Origin of the sequence: Kitasatospora sp. NPDC059673 (genome assembly GCF_042734215.1) — a bacterium.
Lineage (GTDB): Bacteria > Actinomycetota > Actinomycetes > Streptomycetales > Streptomycetaceae > Kitasatospora.
On sequence record NZ_JBHWEN010000048.1, the window covers coordinates 1 to 23460 of the forward strand.

Below are 23460 nucleotides of genomic sequence, written 5' to 3' on the forward strand. Positions count from 1 at the left end.
TGAAGATGTCGCAATCCACACCTGGCCAGAAGGCCCTCACTCATTTCAAGATCACCACGCCGTGAGCCCTGTCACCAACCTCCGTGGTCAGTACAGCTAGGGCTGGGGGAGAACTGCGCGAAGCGGAAGGCACCCCGCCGCAAGATCGCGACGCGGGACATTGACCTGCACTTGATCGCGACCTTGCGGACGGGCCTTGCGCTTGTCGCGCAGTTCTCCCCCAGCCCTAGCGGGCCGGGAGGTACCCCCACGCGCCCCTGGTTTCGCAGCCCTCCTGCCCCGCCTACTCTTCGTCCTCGTCCTTCGGACGCTCCGTCGCGTGCCCAGTGATGGGCTTCTCGCCCTTCGGCCCCTGGTTCTCGCGCCGCCGCAGGTACCTCTCGAATTCGCGGGCGATCGCGTCCCCCGATGCCTCCGGCAACTCCGCGGTGTCCTGCGCCTCCTCCAACTGCTGGACGTACTCCGCGACTTCGGAGTCCTCCGCGGCGAGCTGGTCGACGCCGAGCTGCCAGGCGCGGGCGTCGTCGGCGAGTTCGCCCGGGGGGATGCGCAGGTCGAGGAGGTCTTCCAGCTTGTTGATCAGGGCCAGGGTGGCCTTGGGGTTGGGCGGCTGGGAGACGTAGTGCGGGACGGCGGCCCAGAAGGTGACGGCGGGGACGCCGGCGTGCGCGCAGGCCTCCTGGAGGACGCCGACGATGCCGGTGGGGCCCTCGTAGCGGCTCTCTTCGAGGTCGAGGCTGCGGGCCACCGTCGCGTCGGAGGTGACGCCGGAGACCGGGACCGGCCGGGTGTGCGGGGTGTCGCCCAGCAGCGCGCCCAGCACGACGACCAGTTCGACGCCCAACTCGTGGGCGAAGCCGAGCAGTTCGTTGCAGTAGGAGCGCCAGCGCATGCTCGGCTCGATACCGCGGACGAGCACCAGGTCACGCGGCTTGGGTTCGGTGACCCGGACCACCGAGAGTCTCGTGGTGGGCCAGGTGATCCGGCGAACCCCGCCGTCGAGCCAGATGGTGGGCCGGTTGACCTGGAAGTCGTAGTAGTCCTCGGCGTCGAGCGCGGCGAACACCTTGCCGCCCCAGGTCTCGTCGAGGTGTCCGAGCGCGGCGGAGGCCGCGTCGCCGGCGTCGTTCCAGCCTTCGAAGGCGCAGATCATCACCGGGTCGATCAACTCGGGCAGGTCTTCCAGCTCGATCACCCGGCATCTCCCTCCGTCCGTGGCGGGGGCACGGCCGCCCCCAGGTCCCTTACCTGCCCAGCCTACGGGCTTTGAATGCCACCCGTGGCCGGGCAGGGTGCCCAACCCTATCGCCGTCAGTCGACCGGTTCGGCGCAGGCGACGGTCGGGTTCATGGCGAGGGTGCCGGGCGGGGCGGGGATGGTGAAGCTGACGGTGGCGTCCTCGGGGCAGGTCTGCGCGGTGCCGCCCTTGAGGCTGACGGTCTGCTTGACGTACAGCTTGTCGACCTTGTACTCGGGCTTGTGCTCGCCCTGGCCGTCGCACCGCGTCTCGGCGACGCCCTCGGAGCCGTTCGCGTTCTTGGTGGCGTAGACGCAGTCGCCGACGACGATGCCGGTGCCGCCGCCCCCGCCGGGCTCGCCGGGGTGCGGGTCGTGCAGGTTGCGCAGGCAGGCCCAGGCGGACCGGTTGCGGGCGACGTTGGTGAGCGCGTTCTGGGTGAGGTCGAGGGCGACGTCGGTGCCGTCGGGGCAGTCCGCGCCGTGCGGGAGGGCGGCGGCGACGCCGGTCAGGGTGCCGCTGCGCTTGGTGACCTTGGCCTCGGCGTTCGGGCTGTCGCAGGGCACCATCTCGTAGTGGGAGGTGGTCCCGCTGCCGCCCGGGTTGAGCGCGCGGGCGCAGGTGCCCTCGGCGAAGTACGAGTCGTCGAGCTGCTGGGGGGTGGGGGTGCTGACGGCGGAGGTGGAGACGGTGGGGGAGGGGCTGGGCGGCGGTGAGGCCTTGGCGTGCTTGGCGGGTTCGCAGCCGACCAGGAGCAGGCCGGCGGTGAGCAGCGCCAGTGAGGTCCCGGCGGTGCGCAGGAGAGTGCGGGGCATGTCGTTCCTCCGTGCCCGGGTGGTGTGCGGTGGGCAGCGCGGCTGCCCAACCCGCCTGGAAATGACGGACTTTGGTCAACGCTACCGTGATGGTCCGTCAGGTCCGCGGGGCGGCCGGGAGGTGATCTCCGCCGGGGTCGGCGCGCCCGTTCGCGGTTCCCCGCCCGAGCCACCAGGCTGAACACAGCAGGTTGTTCCGTTTGTCGGATTTGCCGCTCTGTGAGGAGAGAAGCTCATGAAGGCAGCTGTGGTCCGGGACTTCACCCAGCCGCTGGAGATCGAGGAACGCGAGGTGCCCACCCCGGCGCCGCACCAGGTGCTGGTCCGGATCGAGTGCTCCGGCCTGTGCCACACCGACATCCACGCCGCCCGCGGCGACTGGCCGGTCAAGCCGTCCCCGCCGTTCGTGCCCGGCCACGAGGGAGTGGGCATCGTGGAGGCGGCCGGCCCGAACGTCCAGCACATCGAGGTCGGTCAGCGGGTCGCCGTCCCGTGGCTGGCCGACGCCTGCGGACGCTGCGACTACTGCGTCACCGGCTGGGAGACGCTCTGCCTGTCCCAGCACAACTCCGGGTACTCGGTGGACGGCGCCTACGCCGAGTACGCCCTCGCGCACGGCGACTACGTGGTGCCCGTCCCGGACGGTGTGGACCCGATGGACGCCGCCCCGCTGTCCTGCGCGGGCGTCACCACGTACAAGGCGGTCAAGCTGGCCAGCGCCCGGCCCGGCACCCGGATGCTGATCTCCGGCATCGGCGGCCTCGGCCACCTGGCACTCCAGTACGCGCGGATCTTCGGCGCCGAGACGGTCGCGGTGGACATCACCGACGACAAGCTGAAGCTCGCCGAGGACCTCGGCGCCGACCACGTGATCGACGCCCGGACCCAGGACGTCGCCCACGAGGTGCACAAGCTCGGCGGCGCGGACGGCGCCGTCTCGCTGGCCGTCAGCAACGCCTCCTTCCGTGCCGCCTACGACTCGCTGCGGCGCGGCGGCACCCTCGCACTGGTCGCGCTGCCCGCCGAGGGCGAGCTGACGCTGCCGGTGTTCGAGACGGTGCTGAACGGCACCAAGGTGATCGGCTCGATCGTCGGCACCCGCCAGGATCTCGCCGAGGTGTTCGCCGTGCACGCCCTCGGCCGCACCAAGGTGATCCGGGAGACTCGCGAACTGGAGGACGTGAACGCCTGCTTCGAGGACGTGCTCTCGGGCCGGGTGACGGCCCGCCTGGTGTTCGACCTGCGCTGACCGCAGGCGGAAGGGGGGACGGAATACCCGTCCCCCCTGCACGGCGGGTCAGCCGCTTGCCCGCCCGGTCATCAGCGCGGTGATCCCCGCGGCGAGCTCCGGGCCGAGTTCGCCCCAGCCCTCCTTGTAGCCGTACACGCCCGCCAGAGTGCGGGCCTCGTAGTCGCCGTTCAGCACCTCGATGTCCGCGGCGGTGATCAGCGACGGGTGGGCGACGCCGAGCGCCGAGGAGATCTTCGTCAACTCCTTGCGCAGGGTGCGCAGATAGACCGCCGCCCGGGCCGACTTGGAGACCGGGTCCACGCCGCGGGCCAGCCACGGGTTCTGGGTGGCGATGCCGGTCGGGCACTTGTCGGTGTGGCACTTCTGGGCCTGGATGCAGCCGATCGACAGCATCGCCTCGCGCGCCACGTTGATCATGTCGGCGCCCAGCGCGAACGCCACCGCCGCGTTCTCCGGCAGGCCGAGCTTGCCGGAGCCGATGAACGTCAGCTCGTCGGTCAGCCCCAGTTCCGCGAAGGTGCCGTAGACCCGCGAGAAGCCCATCCGGAACGGCAGCGACACCGAGTCGGCGAAGATCCGCGGCGCCGCACCGGTGCCGCCCTCGCCGCCGTCCACCGTCACGAAGTCGACGCCCCGGTCGCCGCGCGCCATCAGCGCGGCCAGCTCCTGCCAGAAGTCCAGCTCGCCGACGGCGCTCTTGATGCCGACCGGCAGGCCGGTCTCGGCGGCCAGCAGCTCGACGAAGTCCAGCATCGAGTCCACGTCGCCGAACGCCGAGTGCCGCGAGGGCGAGGCGCAGTCCCTGCCGACGGGTATGCCGCGGATCTTCGCGATCTCGGGCGTCACCTTCGCACCCGGCAGCATGCCGCCCAGGCCCGGCTTGGCGCCCTGCGACAGCTTGATCTCGATCGCCCGGACCGGCGCCCCCGCCACCACGTCCTTGAGCTTGCCGAGGTTGAAGCTGCCGTCCTCGTTGCGGCAGCCGAAGTACGAGGTGCCGAGCTGAAGCACCAGGTCGGCGCCACCCCGGTGGTACGGCGACAGGCCGCCCTCGCCGGTGTTGTGCATCGCACCGGCCTGCGCCGCGCCCTTGTTCAGCGCGGTGATGGCCGCGCCCGAGAGCGAACCGAAGCTCATCGCGGAGACGTTCACCACGCTGCCCGGCCGGAACGCCCTGGCCCGCCCGCGCGGCCCGCCCAGCACCTTGGCCGACGGCAGCGGCGCCTGCGGGTCGTGCCCGTCCGGCAGCGGCCCGGCGAAGGTGCGCTGCTTCAGGTAGGCACGGCCCTGCGCCTGCGCGACGTCCACCTCGGTGCCGAACCCGAAGTAGTTGTTCTCCTCCTTGGCGGAGGCGTAGATCCAGCTCCGCTGGTCGCGGCTGAACGGCCGCTCCTCCTCGTTGGAGGTCACGATGTACTGCCGCAGCTCCGGCCCGATCGTCTCCAGCAGGTACCGGGCGTGCCCGAGCACCGGGAAGTTCCTCAGCAGTGCGTGCTTCTTCTGGACCAGGTCGCGGGCGGCGAGCACCGCCACCGCGGCGGCCGCGGCCGCGCCGATCTTCCGGGCTTGCATGGACGTTCCTCCTGGGTACCGGCCCCGTCCCCACACGGCGGAGCCGGACCGATGCTAGGAAACCCCGCGCACCGTCCCGCCCACCGGGGGCCGCCGGGCCGGATCGCCCGAGGTCAGAGGCACCAGCCGTCCCGGTACGCGGCCCAGTGGTCCGGCGTGGCCGCGAAGTCCACGTACAGCGCCAGCCCGAAGTTCCGCCGCGCACCCGGGCCGAGCGCGAGGCGGGCACCGCGGACGGCGGCGCGGACCGTCTCGGCGTCGCCCCGGTGGGCCGGGGTGTCGTCCCAGTACGCGGGCAGGCCCATCAGCAGCTCGACGCCGGGCGGGGTGTTGGCCAGCGCCAGCTCCGTCTGCCGGGCGACGTAGCCGCCGTACAGCGACTCCACCGGCATCGAGGTGTCGTAGGACATCACCGCGACCTGGTCGACCCGCCGCGCGGCCTGCGCGAAGTACCCGGCGCTCCACCACTTGCCGTGGTCGGTGAGCGCGAAGGTCACCCGGCCGATCGTCGGGACGGGCTCGATCTGCGGCGCGGCGATGGACAGCGGCGCGCCCCGGGCGGCGGTCAGCGCGTGCACCTGGTCGAGCAGCGCGAGGAAGCCGGGGGAGCCGTTGTGCACCGGCTCCAGGTCGAAGTGGACGCCGTCGAAGCCCAGGTCGAGGACCTGCTTCGCGGAGGCGGTGATCCGCTCCCGCACCTCCGGCCGGTCCAGGTGCAGGCCGACCTTCTCCGGCGCGACCACGTCGCCCAGCCAGGACTGGATCCGCACCCCCGGCATCGCGGCCCGGGCCCGCTCCAGGAACCCGGCCACCCCCGGGGCCAGCTTCGGATCGAGCGAACCGTCGTGCTCCAACGGGCCGGTGTGCACGTACAGGTCGTGGATGCCGGTGCCGCGCACCCGCGCCGCCAGCACCGTCAGATCGGCGTCGGTGCGCCGCCCGTCCACCCAGGCGTGGCCCAGCCAGATCGCGTCCCGGCCGCGGGTACGGGCATCGGCCGCCGGATCGCCCGAGTAGTACCAGCGCAGCGCCAGCCCCGCGCCCAGCACCGGCAGCACCAGCATCGCCAGCAGCGTCGCGAGGGCGGTCAGCACCCGGCGGCGCCGGGTCCAGCGGGTGCGGTGGTTCCAGCGGCGACGCGCCCGGCCCGGCACCGTCCGCCATACGGACGGCCCAAGGGCACGGACGCGGTGATGCCACCTGCTCGAACGCGGTGAAGCGGGCATGGTCGGGCTCCCTTCCGGTGGACAGGGACGCCCACGATGCGAAATGGGTTCCATGGCACCGCCGTCGGGCGGATACCCTGACCGGGTGCGCCTCCGGTCAAGGTGGGGCCGCATAGCCGACAGCCGTCGCACTCAGGGAGCAGCCTCATGGCCACCGTTGTATCCACATCCGCCCAGCAGGAGCGCGCCGACGCCTTGCGCGAGGCCCTCGCCACCCGGGTGGTGGTGGCCGACGGAGCGATGGGCACGATGCTCCAGGCCCAGGAGCCGACGCTGGAGGACTTCCAGCAGCTGGAGGGCTGCAACGAGGTCCTCAACGTGACCCGCCCCGACATCGTCCGCTCGGTGCACGAGGCGTACTTCGCGGTCGGCGTGGACTGCGTGGAGACCAACACCTTCGGCGCCAACCACTCGGCGCTCGGCGAGTACGACATCTCCGACCGGATCGGCGAACTGTCCGAGGCCGGCGCCCGGATCGCCCGCGAGGTCGCCGACGAGTACACCGCGAAGGACGGCCGTACCCGCTGGGTGCTCGGCTCGATGGGCCCCGGCACCAAGCTGCCGACGCTCGGCCACACCACCTTCGAGACGGTCCGCGAGGGCTTCCGGCAGAACGCGGCCGGCCTGATCGCCGGCGGCGCCGACGCGCTGCTGATCGAGACCAGCCAGGACCTGCTGCAGACCAAGGCCTCCGTGCTGGGCTGCCGCGACGCCCTGACCGAGGCCGGCCTGAACCTGCCGGTCCTGGCCCAGGTCACGGTCGAGACCACCGGCACCATGCTGCTCGGCTCGGAGATCGGCGCGGCGCTGACGGCGCTGGAGCCGCTCGGCATCGACTTCATCGGCCTGAACTGCGCCACCGGCCCCGAGCAGTACAGCGAGCACCTGCGCTACCTGGCGAAGAACGCCCGGATCGGCCTGTCCTGCATGCCGAACGCGGGCATGCCGGTGCTCGGCAAGGACGGCGCGCACTACCCGCTGACCCCCGGCGAACTCGCCGACGCGCACGAGGCGTTCGTCCGCGACTACGGCCTGGCACTGGTCGGCGGCTGCTGCGGCACCACCCCCGAGCACCTGCGCCAGGTGGTCGAGCGGGTGCAGGGCCTGCCGATCACGCCGCGCGAGCCGAAGCCCGAGCCGGCCGCCGCCTCGCTGTACCAGACGGTGCCGTTCCGGCAGGACACCTCGTACCTGGCGATCGGCGAACGCACCAACGCCAACGGCTCGAAGAAGTTCCGCGAGGCGATGCTCGCCGCCGACTGGCAGACCTGCGTGGAGATCGCCCGCGAGCAGATCCGCGAGGGCGCGCACCTGCTCGACCTGTGCGTGGACTACGTGGGCCGCGACGGCGTCGCCGACATGAAGGAGATCGCCGGCCGCCTCGCCACCGCCTCCACCCTGCCGATCGTCCTGGACTCCACCGAGCCGCCGGTCCTGCGGGCCGGCCTGGAGGCACTCGGCGGGCGCGCGGTGCTGAACTCCGTCAACTACGAGGACGGCGACGGCCCCGACACCCGCTTCGGGAAGATCGCCGCCCTCGCCCGCGAGCACGGCGCCGGCCTGATCGCCCTCACCATCGACGAGGAGGGCCAGGCCCGCACCGCCGACAAGAAGGTCGCCATCGCCGAGCGGCTGATCGAGCAGCTCACCGGCGAGTACGGCATCGAGGAGTCCTCGATCCTGATGGACTGCCTGACCTTCACCCTGGCCACCGGCCAGGAGGAGTCCCGCCGCGACGGCATCGAGACCATCGAAGCGATCCGCGAACTCAAGCGCCGCCGCCCGAACGTGCAGACCACCCTCGGCCTGTCCAACATCTCCTTCGGCCTCAACCCGGCCGCCCGCCAGGTCGTCAACTCGGTCTTCCTGCACGAGTGCGTGGAGGCCGGCCTGGACTCGGCGATCGTGCACGCCGCCAAGATCCTGCCGATGAACCGCATCCCCGAGGACCGCCGGCAGGCCGCCCTCGACCTCGTGTACGACCGCCGCAGCGAGGGCTACGACCCGCTGCAGAAGCTGCTCCAGCTGTTCGAGGGCGTCTCCGCCGCGTCCGCCGCCGCCTCCAAGGCCGAGGAGCTCGCCGCCCTCCCGCTGGAGGAGCGCCTGCAGCGCCGCATCATCGACGGCGAACGCAACGGCCTGGAGGCCGACCTGGACGCCGCGCTGGCCGAGCGCCCGGCACTGGAGATCATCAACGACACGCTGCTGTCCGGCATGAAGGTGGTCGGCGAGCTGTTCGGCTCCGGCGAGATGCAGCTGCCGTTCGTGCTGCAGTCCGCCGAGGTGATGAAGGCCGCGGTGGCCCACCTGGAGCCGCACATGGAGAAGTCCGACAGCGAGGGCAAGGGCACCATCGTGCTGGCCACCGTCAAGGGCGACGTCCACGACATCGGCAAGAACCTGGTCGACATCATCCTGTCGAACAACGGCTACAACGTGATCAACATCGGCATCAAGCAGCCGGTGGCGGCGATCGTCGAGGCCGCCCAGGAGCACAAGGCCGACGTGATCGGCATGTCCGGCCTGCTGGTCAAGTCCACGGTGATCATGAAGGAGAACCTGGAGGAGCTCAACCAGCGCGGCCTGGCCGCCGACTTCCCGGTGATCCTCGGCGGCGCCGCCCTCACCCGCGCCTACGTCGAGCAGGACCTGCACGAGATCTACGACGGCGAGGTCCGCTACGCCCGCGACGCCTTCGAGGGCCTGCGGCTGATGGACGCCCTGATCGGCGTCAAGCGTGGCGTCCCCGGCGTGGAACTGCCGGAGCTTCGCAAGCGCCGGCACGCCCGGGTCGAGATCGAGGAGCCGGAGGAGGTCAACCTCGGCCAGATCCGCTCCGACGTGGCCGTCGACAACCGCGTCCCCACCCCGCCGTTCTGGGGCGACCGCATCATCAAGGGCGTCCCGTTCCAGGACTACGCCTCCTGGCTGGACGAGGACGCCCTGTTCAAGGGCCAGTGGGGCCTCAAGGGCGGCCGCTCCGGAGGGCCGTCGTACGAGGAACTGGTGGAGACCGAGGGCCGCCCGCGGCTGCGCGGCTGGCTGGACCGCCTCCAGACCGAGGGCTGGCTGGAGCCCGCCGTCGTGTACGGCTACTACCCGGCCAACTCCAAGGGCGACGACCTGATCCTCTACCGCGAGGACGGCTCCGAACTGACCCGGTTCACCTTCCCCCGCCAGCGCCGCGGCCGCCGCCTGTGCCTGGCCGACTTCTTCCGACCGGAGGAGAGCGGCGAGCGCGACGTGGTCGGCCTCCAGGTGGTCACCATGGGCAACCGGATCTCCGAGGCCGCGGGCGAGCTGTTCGCCGGCAACTCCTACCGCGACTACCTCGAACTGCACGGCCTGTCCGTGCAGTTGGCCGAGGCACTGGCCGAGTTCTGGCACGCCCGGGTCCGCTACGAACTCGGCTTCGGCGACGAGGACCCGCAGGACGTCAAGGACATGTTCGCGCTCAAGTACCGCGGCGCGCGCTTCTCGCTCGGCTACGGCGCCTGCCCGAACCTGGAGGACCGCGCCAAGATCGCCGAACTGCTCAGGCCCGAACGGGTCGGCGTGATCCTCTCCGAGGAGTACCAGCTGCACCCCGAGCAGTCCACCGACGCCATCGTGCTGCACCACCCCGAGGCCAAGTACTTCAACGCACGCTGAGGCTTCTGCCACGGCAGATCATCCGTTCGCCGCACCGGCGCCCGGCGCAATCCGCTCCGGCGGGCGTATTCTTGATGATCCTGAACGGGCCGGTCCGCTCACCAGCGGGCCGGCCTGTGCCATCCCCGGACGCAGCGTGCTCCGGACGACCACCCGGAAGGACGGCGCGCATGACGACGGTCTCGACCCCGATCCGTGTCGGCGGAGACGGCGACGGCAGCGGCCTGCAGGCCGTCCTGCTCGACATGGACGGCACCCTGGTCGACACCGAGGACTTCTGGTGGCAGGCCGAGGTCGACCTGTTCGCCGAACTCGGCCACCGGCTCACCGCCGAGGACCGCACCCAGGTGGTCGGCGGCCCGATGACCCGCGTCATCGACTACCTGCTCACCCGCACCGGCGCGGCGATCCGCCCCGCCGACCTCGGCGCCCAGATCAACCAGCGCTTCGTCGACCTGCTGGCCGGCGGCGTCCCGCTGATGCCCGGCGCCGAGCGCCTGCTCAACACCCTTGCCGCGCACGGCATTCCGGCCGCCCTGGTGTCCGCCTCGCACCGGCACATCATCGACATCGTGCTGCACAGCCTGGGCGCGCAGAACTTCGCCTTCACGGTGGCCGGGGACGAGGTGCCGCGCACCAAGCCCTTCCCCGACCCCTACCTGACCGCCGCGGCCCGCCTGAGCGCCGACCCGGCCCGCTGCGTGGTCGTCGAGGACACCCCCACCGGCGTCGCCGCCGCCGAGGCCGCGGGCTGCCCCGTCATCGCGGTACCGTCCATCGCCATCATCGAGCCCGGCCCCGGCCGCCTGGTGCTGCCCTCGCTCGAACAGGTCGATCTCGACCTGCTGCGCACCCTGGCCGGCGCCCGGGTGTGACCTTCGTCTCCTTCCAGCGATTTTCCGGTTCCCCTCCGCGTCCGTGGGTACGCGGACCGTATCCGGCAGCACGTGCGAAATCGGGCATTGGCTGACAACTCGTCGGTTCCCGAAGGGTAGCTTTCCGGCCGTCGCCGACCCACTGTTCGAACAGCCGGTGACCGTCCCGGTGCGATGTGGCACGCTACATCCGGTCAGTAGCCATCCCGCGCCGCCGCCCACCGCCGTCAGACCCCGGCCGGGGGCGCCCGCGCGTCGTACCAGACCTGGGCCGGCCACCCCCACCCCGCGGCCGGCCGGTTCTCCGGCGTCGGCCGGCCGCACGCAGTAAGGAAGACCACCCCGCATGACTACGCCCAACCGCCTGGCCGTGCTCAGCTGCGCCGCGCTCGTCGCCACCACGGCGGCCGGCTGCGCGTCCGTGGAGAAGGCTGCCAACGGCGGCGACAACGGTGCTGCGATCACCCTGGGCACCACCAACGGGACCACCGTGCTGGACCCGGCCGGCGCCTACGAAATCGGCTCCTGGCTGGTGCTCAACAACTCCTTCCAGTCGCTGCTGGCCTTCCCGCCCGGCGGGACCGTGCCGCAGCCCGACGCCGCCGAGTCCTGCCAGTTCACCGGCACCGACACGATGACGTACACCTGCACGCTGAAGGCCGGGCTGAAGTTCACCAACGGGCACCCGGTGACGGCCGAGGACGTCAAGTTCTCGATCGACCGCACCAAGCGGATCAACGACCCGGCCGGTCCGCTGCCGCTGCTGTCCACCATCAAGTCGGTGGAGACCAACGGCGACCGCGAGGTCACCTTCCACCTGGAGACCCCCGACGCGGTCTTCCCGGCCAAGCTGGCCTCCCCGGCCGGCGCGATCGTGGACCACCAGGTCTTCCCGGCCGACAAGCTGCTGGAGAACGACAAGCTGGTCGGCTCCGGCCGGTACCGGGTGGACGCGATCGAGAACCGCGGCAAGAGCCCGGCCAAGGTCACGCTGTCGCCGAACCCGACCTACAAGGGCAGCGCCGGCAAGCCCGAGAACAACAAGTTCACCGTCCGCTTCTACGAGAAGGCGGACGAGCTGAAGGCCGCCCTCGACAAGGGCGAGGTGGACGTCGCGGACAACAGCCTCGAACCCGCCACGGCGGCGCAGATCAAGAACGACGACCAGTCCGGCAAGGGCAACCTGCGGGTCGCCGAGGGCGACAGCGGCGAGACCTTCTACCTGGTGTTCAACACCAAGGACGAGGTCGGCGGCAACCAGGCCGTCCGGCAGGCGATGGCCCAGCTGATCGACCGCAAGGCGCTGGCCCACGACGTGTACGCGGGCACCGTGCTGCCGCTGTACTCGGTCGTCCCGGCCGGCGTGGTGGGCCACACCACCGCCTTCTTCGACAAGTACGGCGAGCCGGACGTCGCCAAGGCCAAGAAGATCCTGACCAGCGCGCACATCACCACCCCGGTCAAGCTCACCCTGACCTGGTCGCGCTCCCGGGCCGGCGCCACCGAGCTGGAGGAGGTCAAGAAGCAGCTGGACGCCAGCGGCCTGTTCCAGGTGACGGTCCAGCAGGAGCCGGACTGGAACACCTTCATCGCCAACTGGTCGAACAACAGCTACCAGGCCTATCTGATCGGCTGGACCCCCGACTACGTGGACGCGGACAACTACATCACCCCGCTGGTGGTGGGGGGCGGCGCGTTCCACAACAACTGGGATGACCCGCAGATCAGCACCAAGCTGGTGCCGGACTCGATCAAGCTCACCGACCGCACCGGCGGCGGCAACTACGCGACGATCCAGAACCGGCTGGCCGACGCCGTGCCGATGGTCCCGCTGTACCAGAACAAGTCCTTCTACGTGTACCGGGTCGGCGTCAGCGGCGTGGACAGCACCGTGGACAACACCAGCCGCTTCCGCTTCTGGGAGATCGGCCGCACCGGCAAGAAGTAACGTTTCACCCGGTTGCCCAAGGCGCCACAACGGCCCGCCACTCCCACCGGGAGTGACGGGCCGTCGGCCGTTCCAGAGAGCTCTACAGGGCGCCGGGGCGCACCAGGCCGCTCTCGTACGCGTACACCGCCGCCTGCACCCGGTCACGCAGCTGGAGCTTGGTCAGCACATGGCCGACATGGGTCTTCACCGTCGTCTCGGAGACGAACAGCTCGGCCGCGATCTCCGCGTTCGACAGCCCACGGGCCACCAGCCGCAGCACCTCCACCTCACGCTCCGTCAGCACGGTGAGCGCCTGCGGCGGCGCCTCGTCACCGGACGGCAGCTTGGTGGCGTACATGTCCAGCAACCGGCGGGTCACCGACGGGGCCAGCATCGCCGCACCGTCCGCCACCACCCGGATCGCCTGTACCAGCTCCTCCGCCGGCACGTCCTTCAGCAGGAAGCCGCTGGCGCCCGCGCGCAACGCCTCCACCACGTACTCGTCCAGGTCGAAGGTGGTCAGCACCAGGACCTTCGCCGGGCCGGTGCGGTCCGGCCCGGCGATGCGGCGGGTGGCCTCCACGCCGTCCATCCGCGGCATCCGGATGTCCATCAGCACCACGTCCGGCTGCAGCGCGCGGACCTGGTCCAGCGCCTGCTGCCCGTCGCCCGCCTCGCCGACCACCACGAGATCGGACTCCGCCTCCAGAATCATCCGGAAACCGGTACGGAGCAGCGGCTGGTCGTCCACCAGCAGCACACGGATCGTCACCTACGACTCCTTGCGGGGGTTGGTCAAAGTGGCCAGGGGCAGCGGGTACGGCGGGGGAGTGCCACCGAACTCCGGGCAGCTGGACTTGTGGTCGCACCAGTCGCACAGCCGGTTGCGGGTCGCCGGGAACTCACCGGTGGCCACGGCCGCCGAGATCGCCTCCCACAGCGCCTCCAGCTTCCGCTCCACCGCCAGCAGATCGGCCTGGTCCGGGTCGTACGTCACCACATCGCCGCCGCCGCCGAGATACACCAGCTGCAGCCGCTTGGGGAGCACGCCCTTCCACCGCCAGACCACCAGCGCGTAGAACTTCATCTGGAACATCGCCTTGCCCTCGAAGTCCCGCGAGGGCGCCCGGCCGGTCTTGTAGTCCACCAGCCGCACCTCGCCGGACGGCGCGACGTCCACCCGGTCGATGTAGCCGCGCAGCAGCAGGCCCGAGGCCAGCGCGGTCTCCACGTACAGCTCCCGCTCCACGGGGTGCAGCCGGGTCGGGTCCTCCAGCCGGAACCACTTCTCCACCAGCTTCTCGGCATCGCCCAGCCAGCCGGCCAGCTTCTCCGGCTCGTCCGGGAACAGATCCGCCAGCTCCGGCCGTTCCCCGAGCAGCCGCTCCCACTGCGGGGCCAGCAGCCCCCGGGCCCGCTCGGGGGTGCGCTCCGCCGGCGGATGGTCGAACAGCCGCTCCAGCACCGCGTGCACCAGCGTCCCCCGGGTCGCCGCCGCACTCGGCGGCTCCGGCAGCCGGTCGATCACCCGCAGCCGGTACAGCAGCGGGCAGGTCATGAAGTCACCCGCCCGGGACGGCGACAGCCCGGTCGGCGCGGCCGCCGGACGGGCAGTGGGTGTGGGGTCGGTCTGCTGCATGCCCCGACCCTATTGCACCGGACGGACAGCATGGGCGAACGGGTCGAGAAGGTGGGTATGGCAAAGGAGAGCGGGGTGCGCCGCCGCCGCGACGGGAGATCACGTAGCGTACGAGGAACCCACGTCGCGCACGCGAGATCCACGGAGCGTACGGGGGCACCAGAGGGTCGGCGGAGGGTGAAGGGAGCACGGTGAACGACACCAAGGGGCGGGCACCCGGGGAACCGGACTCGCCGGACGGCGGCGAACCACCCCGCGGCGGCATCCTGATGGGCCGCCCGTTCGGCGTGCCCGTCTACGTCACCCCGTCCTGGTTCCTGGTCGCCGCCCTGATCACCTGGATCTTCGGCAGCCGGCTCGCCGACGTCCTGCCCGAGCTCGGCGCCACCCGCTACCTGCTCGCCTTCTCCTTCGCCGTCGCCTTCTACGGCTCGGTGCTGGTCCACGAACTCGCTCACACCCTGGTCGGGCTGCGCTACAAACTGGGCGTGCGCCGCATCCAGCTCCAGTTCCTCGGCGGCGTCTCCGAGATCGAGAAGGAGGCCGACCGCCCCTGGCGCGAGTTCTGGCTCGCCCTCGTCGGCCCGCTGCTCTCCCTGGTGCTGGCCGGCGCCTTCTGGGCCGGCTTCAAGGCCGTCGAACCCGCCACCGTCCCCGGTGTCCTGCTGGCCGGCCTGATGATCTCCAACCTGGTGGTCGCCGCCTTCAACCTGCTGCCCGGCCTCCCGCTGGACGGCGGCCGGATGCTGCGCGCCGTCGTCTGGGCCGCCACCGGAGACCCCATGAAGGGCACCCTCGCCGCCGTCTGGGCCGGCCGCGCCCTGGCCATCGCCGTCGTCCTCGGCCTGCCCGTCATCGGCGCCGCCCAGAACGCCCAACGCTCCACCGGCGAAGCCATGCTGGACGGCGTCCTCGCCGCCATCCTCGGCTTCATCATCTGGCAGGGCGCCGGCAACTCGCTGCGCAACGCCCGCCTCAAGGAGGTCCTGCCCGGGCTCAAGATCCGCGACCTGGCCCGCCGCAGCATCGACGTCACCGCCGACACCCCCCTCGGCGAAGCCCTCCGCCGCGCCCACGAGGCCCACGCCGGCGCGATCGTGGTCGTCGACGGCCACGGCGAACCCACCGCCCTGGTCAAGGAATCCGCGGTCAGCAACGTTCCCGAACACCGCCGCCCCTGGGTCGCCGTCTCCGCCGTCGCCCGCGACCTCGAACCCGGCCACACCATCCCCGTGGACCTGGCCGGCGAACAGATCCTGGAAACCCTGCGCCGCGCCCCCGCCTCCGAATACCTGGTGGTCCGCGCCGACGGCACCGTCTACGGCGTACTCTCCCTCGCCGACCTCGAACGCCGCCTCACCGCCGCCGTCCTCGGGCGTGCCTGACGATCCCCGTCGGGCGCGAATCGTCAGGCACGCCCGGGCGCCCGACCGGCTGAACCGATCATGTGGTCGGGACAGCCCTCCGGCTCCCGTAGGATGGCCCCCATGTCCGAACCGACCGGTGCCGCCCGCCGACGCGGGCCCTTCCAGGTCGGGGACCAGGTCCAGCTGACCGACCCCAAGGGCCGCCACTACACGTTCACGCTCCAGGCCGGGAACCAATTCCACACCCACAAGGGTGCGTTCCCGCACGACGAGCTGATCGGCGCTCCCGAGGGCACGGTCGTCCGCACCACGGGAAACGTCCCGTACCTCGCGCTGCGCCCCCTGCTCCCCGACTACGTCCTGTCCATGCCGCGCGGCGCTGCCGTGATCTACCCCAAGGACGCGGGGCAGATCCTGGCCATGGCCGACATCTTCGCCGGCGCGAGGGTGGTGGAGGCGGGCGTCGGTTCCGGCGCCCTGTCCACCTACCTGCTGCGCGCCGTCGGCGACACCGGCATGCTCGCCTCCTACGAGCGGCGTGAGGACTTCGCGGACATCGCCCGCGGCAACGTCGAACGCTACTTCGGCGGCCCGCACCCCGCGTGGAAGCTCACCGTCGGCGACCTCCAGGACAACCTGGTCGAGACCGACGTCGACCGTGTCATCCTCGACATGCTCGCCCCCTGGGAGTGCCTGGACGTCGCCTCCAAGGCGCTCGTCCCCGGCGGCCTCATCTGCTGCTACGTGGCCACCACCACGCAGATGTCCCGCACCGTCGAGGCGCTGCGCGAACACGGCACCTTCACCGAGCCGCAGGCCTGGGAGACCATGGTCCGCACCTGGCACCTCGAAGGCCTCGCCGTCCGCCCCGACCACCGCATGATCGGTCACACCGGCTTCCTGCTCACGGCTCGCCGCCTGGCCGACGGTGTCGAACCCCCGCTCCGCCGCCGCCGCCCCGCGAAGGGCGCCTACGGCGAGGACTACGACGCGGCGGAGCCCGAGCTGACGCTCGCGGAGCGGGCCGCAGTGCGCAAGGCGCAGCGGGAAGCGGCCGCGCACGACGGCCGGGACCTGAACTAGCGGATTCGCAATCACGGGCGCGTGGGGGCACCTCCCGGCCCGGCTAGGGCTGGGGGAGAACTGCGCGAGCAAGAAGTGCACGTCCGCAAGGTCGCGATCAAGTGCAGGTCATTGTCCCGCCCAGCGACCTTGCGGACTGGTTTCTTCCGTTTCGCGCAGTTCCCCGCGCCCCTGTTTATGCGCCCACCCGGTCTCGAGCGCCCATTCCCCCGTGTGCGAAAATGCCCGGACTGAGAGGGGAGTTCGTGTGCACGCACGGTCGGGGTTGAAGCACTGGGTGCTGGTCGCGGCGGGGTGTGCCGCTGTGGTGGGTGGGGCGTTGGGGGCGACGTCGGCGACCGGGGCCGTGGTGACGGGTCATCAGGCCGAGGCGGTGGTGCCGGAGGTGGACCTGGCGAAGGTCCAACTGCCCATGGAGTGCGGGCCGTTCCCGGTCGCGGTGAGTCTGAAGGCGTCGGCGGTCGTGGACGGGAAGTCGCTCGGAGTGCTCGCCGCGCACTGCCAGGCCGACATGGGGACCCCGCCGGACCAGGTGTTCGTGGTGGAGGGCGCCGGCAGGCCGGTTGAGTTGCTCTCCGACCGCGACGGGTACACGCTCACGGAGTTGACGATCCGCTCCGACGGTTCGATCCGCGGAGCGGCTCGCGGCTACTCCTCCGACGACGTGCCGCGCTTCTCGCCGGACGTGGTGGTGGAGTTGATGTGGACCCAGTCCGCTCGCGGGTGGGCGAAGACCGAGACCCGGACCCCCGCCCACACCGCCTGACGGCCCGTCAGTCCGCGTCCGGGCCGTACACCTCGACGCCGTCGGCGGCCCGGCGGACGTGGATGCAGTCGCCCGGGCAGTCCTTCACCGAGTCCACCACGTCCTGAAGGAGGGTCAGCGGGACGGGCACCGTCTCGCCGGGCTGCTGGCGCAACTCGTCGTCCTCACCCTTCACATAGGCGAGTCCGTCGATGTCGAGTTCGAAGACCTCGGGCGCGTACTGCGCGCAGATCCCGTCTCCGGTGCACAGATCCTGGTCGATCCAGACTTCGAGTGCCTCGCCCGTCCCCGCCATTGCCCCTGCCGTTTCTGCTCTGGTCGCCCCGCATTCGGGGACATTCCTGTCACGATACATCCGCGCTGCTTTGAACCGTTGAGGGGTGGGCATCTCCTCTGTCAGAGGGGAAGCGTGCAGGGCGAACATCGGACACGCCCGATCCATCTTTCTGATCTAGGGGTTTACATGACCCTGGTCCCAGGTAGGTTTGGGTCGTCCAGCTCCCCCAGGAGGAGGTGAGGACCGTGGCAGCCCACGATGACGACTACGACCGCAGCGCCGGCAGGCCCGCACGGGGGTCCGACGAGGCCGCGCAGGTCTCCTACCTCGAGCAGGAGATCGCCGTCCTTCGGCGCCGGCTCGCCGATTCTCCGCGCAGCTCAAGGGTGCTTGAGGAGCGGATCGTCGAGCTGCAGACCAACCTGGCCGGCGTGACCGCCCAGAACGAGAGGCTCGTCGCCACCCTGCGCGAGGCCCGCGACCAGATCGTGGCCCTCAAGGAGGAGGTGGACCGGCTCGCCCAGCCGCCCGCCGGATTCGGCGTCTTCCTCGAGAAGAACGAGGACGGCACGGCCGACATCTTCACCGGCGGCCGCAAGCTCCGGGTCAACGTCAGCCCCGGCGTGGAGCTGGACGAGCTGAGCCGCGGCCAGGAGGTGATGCTCAACGAGGCGCTGAACGTCGTCGAGGCGATGGCGTTCGAGCGGATCGGCGAGATCGTCACCCTCAAGGAGCTGCTCGAGGGCGGCGACCGGGCGCTGGTGGTCGGGCACACCGACGAGGAACGGGTGGTGCGCCTCGCCGAGCCGCTGCGTGAACTCACCCTGCGGGCGGGCGACGCGCTGCTGCTGGAGCCGCGCTCCGGCTACGTGTACGAGGTGGTGCCGAAGTCCGAGGTCGAGGAACTGGTCCTCGAGGAGGTCCCGGACATCGACTACCGGCAGATCGGTGGCCTGGCCAACCAGATCGAGCAGATCCGGGACGCGGTGGAGCTGCCGTACCTGCACGCCGACCTGTTCAAGGAGTTCGAGCTGCGTCCGCCCAAGGGCGTGCTGCTGTACGGTCCTCCCGGCTGCGGCAAGACGCTGATCGCCAAGGCGGTCGCCAACTCGCTGGCCAAGAAGGTCGCCGAGGTGACGGGCCGGCCGCAGGGCAAGAGCTACTTCCTCAACATCAAGGGCCCCGAGCTGCTCAACAAGTACGTGGGCGAGACCGAGCGGCAGATCCGCCTGGTCTTCCAGCGGGCCCGGGAGAAGGCGGGCGAGGGCACGCCGGTCATCGTCTTCTTCGACGAGATGGAGTCGCTGTTCCGCACCCGCGGCTCCGGCGTCAGCTCGGACGTGGAGAACACCATCGTCCCGCAGCTGCTGGCGGAGATCGACGGCGTGGAGGGCCTGGAGAACGTCATCGTGATCGGCGCCTCCAACCGGGAGGACATGATCGACCCGGCGATCCTGCGGCCCGGCCGGCTGGACGTCAAGATCAAGATCGAGCGGCCGGACGCCGAGGCGGCCAAGGACATCTTCTCCAAGTACCTCAAGGACTCGCTGCCGTTCCACCCCGACGACGTCAAGGAGCACGAGGGCTCGGTGCCCGCCACCGTGGCCGCCATGATCCAGTCGGTGGTCGAGCGGATGTACTCCGAGACCGAGGAGAACCGCTTCCTGGAGGTCACCTACGCCAACGGTGACAAGGAAGTGCTGTTCTTCAAGGACTTCAACTCCGGCGCGATGATCCAGAACATCGTCGACCGCGCGAAGAAGATGGCCATCAAGGACTTCCTCGACCACGGCCAGCGCGGTCTGCGCGTCTCCCACCTGCTCGCCGCCTGCGTGGACGAGTTCAAGGAGAACGAGGACCTGCCCAACACCACCAACCCGGACGACTGGGCCCGCATCTCCGGCAAGAAGGGCGAGCGGATCGTGTTCATCCGCACCCTCGTCACCGGCAAGCAGGGCGCCGAGTCCGGTCGCTCCATCGACACTGTCGCCAACACGGGGCAGTACCTGTAGTACGCGAACCACCCCGTCCGGCTGCGGCGCTCGCAGGGCTCCGCAGCCGGACGGCGCGTCTGCACCGGCAGTACCGACAGGGTCAGGAGGGCCGCATGACCGTACGGCGCGTGATGGGGATCGAGACCGAGTACGGCATCTCCGTGCCGGGCCACCCGAACGCCAACGCCATGCTCACCTCGTCCCAGATCGTCAACGCCTACGCGGCGGCGATGCACCGGGCGCGCCGCGCCCGCTGGGACTTCGAGGAGGAGAATCCGCTGCGCGACGCCCGGGGCTTCGACCTGGCGCGGGACGTGGCGGACGCCAGCCAGCTCACCGACGAGGACATCGGCCTGGCCAACGTCATCCTCACCAATGGCGCCCGGTTCTACGTCGACCACGCGCACCCCGAGTACTCGTCACCCGAGGTCACCAACCCGCGCGACGCGGTGCTGTGGGACAAGGCCGGCGAGCGCATCATGGCCGAGGCCGCCGCCCGCGCGCTGGAGCTGCCCAACGGGCAGCGGATCCTGCTCTACAAGAACAACACCGACAACAAGGGCGCCTCCTACGGCACCCACGAGAACTACCTGATGCAGCGGGCCACCCCGTTCGCCGACATCGTCCGCCACCTCACGCCGTTCTTCGTCTCCCGCCAGGTGGTGTGCGGGGCCGGCCGGGTCGGGCTCGGGCAGGAGGGCGGCGGGCACGGCTTCCAGATCAGCCAGCGCGCCGACTACTTCGAGGTCGAGGTCGGCCTGGAGACCACCCTCAAGCGCCCGATCATCAACACCCGCGACGAGCCGCACGCCGACGCCGAGAAGTACCGCCGGCTGCACGTCATCATCGGCGACGCCAACCTCTCCGAGATCTCCACCTACCTCAAGCTCGGCACCACCGCGCTGGTCCTGTCGATGATCGAGGACGGCTTCATCGCCGTCGATCTCGCCGTCGACCAGCCGGTGCGCACCCTGCACCGGGTCTCGCACGACCCGGAGCTGAAGCACCTGGTGTCGCTGCGCTCGGGGCGCAAGCTCACCGCCGTCCAGTTGCAGATGGAGTACTGCGAACTGGCCCGCAAGTATGTCGAGGACCGCTTCGGGCAGGACGCCGACGACCAGACCATGGACGTGCTGGCCCGCTGGGAGGACGTGCTGGGCCGGCTGGAGCGCGACCCGATGAGCCTGTCCCGGCAGCTCGACTGGGTCGCGAAGAAGGAGATCCTGGAGGGCTACCGCCAGCGCGACGCCCTGAACTGGGAGAGCCCGCGCCTGCAGCTCGTCGATCTCCAGTACAGCGACGTGCGCCCCGACAAGGGCCTGTACAACCGTCTGGAGGCGCGCGGCCGGATGGAGCGGCTGCTCACCGAGGACGAGGTGCGCCGCGCCGTCACCCAGCCGCCCGAGGACACCCGCGCCTACTTCCGCGGCCGCTGCCTGGAGCAGTACGCCGACCACGTGGCCGCCGCGTCCTGGGATTCGGTCATCTTCGACCTGCCGGGTCGCGACACCCTCCAGCGGGTGCCCACCATGGAGCCGTTGCGCGGCACCAAGGCACACGTCAAGGAACTGCTCGACCGGTGCCGCACCGCGGAGGATCTGGTACGGGTCCTGTCCGGCGGGTAACTTTTCGATCACCACGGGTGAACATTTCCCCGACGGGGAATCATTCAGGTGAGCAGCGAGCGTTGTACCGGAACACCGAGCGAGCGGGGTGAGGAAAATGGCGGAGAAGGACACCGGAGGCGGCCAGCAGCGGGCCAGCCGCTCTTCCGAGGAGGTCGAGGAGCAGGCCGCGGAAACCCAGGCCTCGGACGACCTCAAGGAACGGCAGGAAAAGCTCAGCGACGACGTCGACGCGGTGCTGGACGAAATCGACGAAGTGCTGGAATCCAACGCCGAGGATTTTGTGCGGGGATTCGTGCAGAAGGGCGGCGAGTGAGAGGGGGGAACCCCTTTCCACCGGAAAAGAGCACGGCGAGCGCCGCAGGCATGCCCAAAGCGCGCCTGCGGTCTCGCCTTCTCTGCGGTCCGTCACCCAAGGACGTGGATCGGGCGCCCGGAGCGGGTAGGGTCCGGGGCACAACTCCAACTTTGGATCTTCGATCTGGAAGGACACGTGTGGAAGCCAACCTCAGTGGCACCGGGCGTCTACCGGCTGCCTTCCTCACCCCCGGTTCCTCCTCGTTCCTCGACTTCCTCGACAGCTACGCGCCGCAGCTCCTGCCGGGGCGGCGCACCCTCCCCGAAGGGATGACCGTCGAGGCGCCGCACGGCACCACCATCGTGTCCGCGGTCTTCGAGGGCGGCGTGGTGCTCGCCGGCGACCGCCGGGCCACCATGGGCAACGTCATCGCCCAGCGCGACATGGAGAAGGTCTTCCCGGCCGACGAGTACAGCGCGGTCGGCATCGCCGGCACCGCCGGCCTCGCCATCGAGATGGTGCGGCTGTTCCAGCTGGAACTCGAGCACTACGAGAAGATCGAGGGCACCGTGCTCTCCTTGGAGGGCAAGGCCAACCGGCTCACCACCATGATCCGGTCGAACCTGGCGATGGCCATGCAGGGCCTCGCCGTCGTCCCGGTCTTCGCCGGCTACGACCTCGACCTCGGCCGCGGCCGGATCTTCACCTACGACGTCACCGGCGGCCGCTCCGAGGAGCGCGCGGGTTTCGCCGCCACCGGCTCCGGCTCGGTGTTCGCCCGCGGCGCGATGAAGAAGCTCTACCGGCCGGGGATGACGGCCGACCAGGCCGCCACCCTCACCGTCCAGGCGCTGTACGACGCCGCCGACGACGACTCGGCGACCGGCGGCCCCGACCTCGCCCGCAAGATCTTCCCGATCGTCACGCTGATCACCGAGGACGGCTTCCGCCGGCTCAGCGAGGAAGAGGTCACCGCGATCGCGGTGACCATCACCGACCAGCGGCGCGAGCACCCCAACGGCCCGCAGGCCCCGCTGCTCTGAATCCGCCTCAACCACCCGAAGGGAGACCGGCGGTGTCCACGCCGTTCTACGTCTCGCCCCAGCAGGCCATGGCGGACCGCGCGGAGTACGCCCGCAAGGGCATCGCGCGCGGACGCAGCGTGGTCGTGCTCACCTACGCCGACGGCATCGTCTTCGTCGCGGAGAACACCTCCCGCGCCCTGCACAAGGTCTCCGAGATCTACGACAAGATCGCGTTCGCCGCGGTCGGCCGCTACAACGAGTTCGAGAACCTGCGGATCGGCGGCGTGCGCTACGCCGACCTGCGCGGCTACTCCTACGACCGGGCCGACGTCACCGCCCGCGGCCTGGCCAACGTGTACGCCCAGACCCTGGGCACCATCTTCTCCTCGGTCGGGGAGAAGCCCTACGAGGTCGAGCTGATCGTCGCCGAGGTCGGCCGCACCGACGCCGACGACCAGATCTACCGGCTCACCCCCGACGGCTCGGTGGTGGACGAGAAGAACGCCGTCGTGGTCGGCGGCAACGCCGACTCCATCGGCAACTACCTCGGCCAGCGCCACCGGGCCGGGCTGACCCTCGCCGAGGCGCTCAAGCTCGCCGTCGACGGCCTGGCCCGCGACCCCAACGGCGGCAGCCCGCGCACCCTGACGCCCGAGCAGCTGGAGGTCGCCGTCCTCGACCGCCAGCGCGTCCAGCAGCGCAAGTTCAAGCGCATCCTGGGCGGCCAGCTGTCCCGGCTGCTCAGCGGCGACGAGAGCGCCGCCGCCGACGAGGACGAAGGCACCACCGCCGAATGACCGCGGCAGGCGGCCCGCCCCCCTGCCGGGC

At 70.7% G+C, this 23460-nt stretch carries 19 protein-coding genes; 12 read left to right on the forward strand and 7 right to left on the reverse strand.

What is annotated here, in order from left to right:
* Positions 1–283 precede the first annotated feature (283 nt).
* Together ACFV18_RS32115 and ACFV18_RS32120 are read right to left on the reverse strand one after the other, a co-directional pair.
* Entirely contained in the window at positions 284–1195 is a 912-nt protein-coding gene (locus tag ACFV18_RS32115; RefSeq protein ID WP_380488826.1) for a PAC2 family protein, read from the reverse strand.
* Between the two features lie 116 nt (positions 1196–1311).
* On the reverse strand, positions 1312–2052 hold the full coding sequence (locus ACFV18_RS32120; RefSeq protein ID WP_380488828.1) for a hypothetical protein: 741 nt from the start codon (positions 2050–2052) through the stop codon (positions 1312–1314).
* A gap of 235 nt (positions 2053–2287) precedes the next feature.
* On the opposite strand from ACFV18_RS32120, the gene adhP reads away from it, so the two are divergent.
* Entirely contained in the window at positions 2288–3301 is a 1014-nt protein-coding gene (gene adhP / locus ACFV18_RS32125; RefSeq protein ID WP_380488830.1) for an alcohol dehydrogenase AdhP, read from the forward strand.
* Positions 3302–3349: 48 nt separating this feature from the next.
* On the opposite strand, the gene ACFV18_RS32130 is transcribed toward adhP, so the two are convergent.
* Positions 3350–4876, reverse strand: a complete 1527-nt coding sequence (locus tag ACFV18_RS32130; protein ID WP_380488831.1) for an FMN-binding glutamate synthase family protein — start codon at positions 4874–4876, stop codon at positions 3350–3352.
* A gap of 113 nt (positions 4877–4989) precedes the next feature.
* The gene (locus tag ACFV18_RS32135; RefSeq protein ID WP_380488832.1) at positions 4990–6030 is read right to left on the reverse strand and encodes a hypothetical protein; all 1041 of its coding nucleotides are present in this window, start codon (positions 6028–6030) and stop codon (positions 4990–4992) included.
* A gap of 219 nt (positions 6031–6249) precedes the next feature.
* Here ACFV18_RS32135 and metH point away from each other — a divergent pair, with 219 nt between their 5' ends.
* The 3 genes from metH to ACFV18_RS32150 all read left to right on the forward strand — a co-directional run bounded on the left by metH (position 6250) and on the right by ACFV18_RS32150 (position 12576).
* The gene (gene metH, locus ACFV18_RS32140) at positions 6250–9753 is read left to right on the forward strand and encodes a methionine synthase (RefSeq protein ID WP_380488833.1); all 3504 of its coding nucleotides are present in this window, start codon (positions 6250–6252) and stop codon (positions 9751–9753) included.
* A 170-nt stretch (positions 9754–9923) separates the two neighbouring features.
* A complete protein-coding gene (locus ACFV18_RS32145) occupies positions 9924–10628 on the forward strand; it encodes an HAD family hydrolase (protein WP_380488835.1) in 705 nt (234 codons plus the stop codon).
* A gap of 346 nt (positions 10629–10974) precedes the next feature.
* Positions 10975–12576, forward strand: coding sequence for an ABC transporter substrate-binding protein (locus ACFV18_RS32150; protein WP_380488837.1), 1602 nt, complete (start codon positions 10975–10977; stop codon positions 12574–12576).
* Between the two features lie 82 nt (positions 12577–12658).
* On the opposite strand, the gene ACFV18_RS32155 is transcribed toward ACFV18_RS32150, so the two are convergent.
* Both ACFV18_RS32155 and ACFV18_RS32160 read right to left on the reverse strand, forming a co-directional pair.
* Positions 12659–13330, reverse strand: a complete 672-nt coding sequence (locus ACFV18_RS32155) for a response regulator (protein WP_380488839.1) — start codon at positions 13328–13330, stop codon at positions 12659–12661.
* The gene (locus ACFV18_RS32160; protein ID WP_380488840.1) at positions 13331–14197 is read right to left on the reverse strand and encodes a RecB family exonuclease; all 867 of its coding nucleotides are present in this window, start codon (positions 14195–14197) and stop codon (positions 13331–13333) included. It lies immediately after the preceding gene.
* A gap of 191 nt (positions 14198–14388) precedes the next feature.
* Here ACFV18_RS32160 and ACFV18_RS32165 point away from each other — a divergent pair, with 191 nt between their 5' ends.
* The 3 genes from ACFV18_RS32165 to ACFV18_RS32175 all read left to right on the forward strand — a co-directional run bounded on the left by ACFV18_RS32165 (position 14389) and on the right by ACFV18_RS32175 (position 17413).
* The gene (locus tag ACFV18_RS32165) at positions 14389–15582 is read left to right on the forward strand and encodes a site-2 protease family protein (protein WP_380488841.1); all 1194 of its coding nucleotides are present in this window, start codon (positions 14389–14391) and stop codon (positions 15580–15582) included.
* A gap of 102 nt (positions 15583–15684) precedes the next feature.
* A complete protein-coding gene (locus ACFV18_RS32170) occupies positions 15685–16647 on the forward strand; it encodes a tRNA (adenine-N1)-methyltransferase (RefSeq protein WP_380488842.1) in 963 nt (320 codons plus the stop codon).
* 247 nt (positions 16648–16894) lie between these two features.
* The gene (locus tag ACFV18_RS32175) at positions 16895–17413 is read left to right on the forward strand and encodes a hypothetical protein (protein ID WP_380488843.1); all 519 of its coding nucleotides are present in this window, start codon (positions 16895–16897) and stop codon (positions 17411–17413) included.
* Positions 17414–17420: 7 nt separating this feature from the next.
* On the opposite strand, the gene ACFV18_RS32180 is transcribed toward ACFV18_RS32175, so the two are convergent.
* Positions 17421–17708 carry a ferredoxin gene (locus ACFV18_RS32180; RefSeq protein WP_285737743.1) on the reverse strand — a complete coding sequence of 96 codons (288 nt, stop codon included), beginning with the start codon at positions 17706–17708 and terminating at the stop codon, positions 17421–17423.
* A gap of 227 nt (positions 17709–17935) precedes the next feature.
* On the opposite strand from ACFV18_RS32180, the gene arc reads away from it, so the two are divergent.
* The 5 genes from arc to prcA all read left to right on the forward strand — a co-directional run bounded on the left by arc (position 17936) and on the right by prcA (position 23429).
* Positions 17936–19702, forward strand: a complete 1767-nt coding sequence (gene arc / locus ACFV18_RS32185) for a proteasome ATPase (RefSeq protein WP_380488844.1) — start codon at positions 17936–17938, stop codon at positions 19700–19702.
* Positions 19703–19797: 95 nt separating this feature from the next.
* Entirely contained in the window at positions 19798–21309 is a 1512-nt protein-coding gene (gene dop / locus ACFV18_RS32190) for a depupylase/deamidase Dop (protein WP_380488845.1), read from the forward strand.
* A gap of 97 nt (positions 21310–21406) precedes the next feature.
* Positions 21407–21625, forward strand: coding sequence for a ubiquitin-like protein Pup (locus tag ACFV18_RS32195; RefSeq protein WP_035868822.1), 219 nt, complete (start codon positions 21407–21409; stop codon positions 21623–21625).
* Positions 21626–21804: 179 nt separating this feature from the next.
* Complete coding sequence (prcB, locus tag ACFV18_RS32200; RefSeq protein ID WP_380488846.1) at positions 21805–22650, forward strand: proteasome subunit beta; 846 nt, start codon at positions 21805–21807, stop codon at positions 22648–22650.
* Positions 22651–22682: 32 nt separating this feature from the next.
* Positions 22683–23429, forward strand: coding sequence for a proteasome subunit alpha (gene prcA, locus ACFV18_RS32205; protein ID WP_380488847.1), 747 nt, complete (start codon positions 22683–22685; stop codon positions 23427–23429).
* Positions 23430–23460 lie beyond the last annotated feature (31 nt).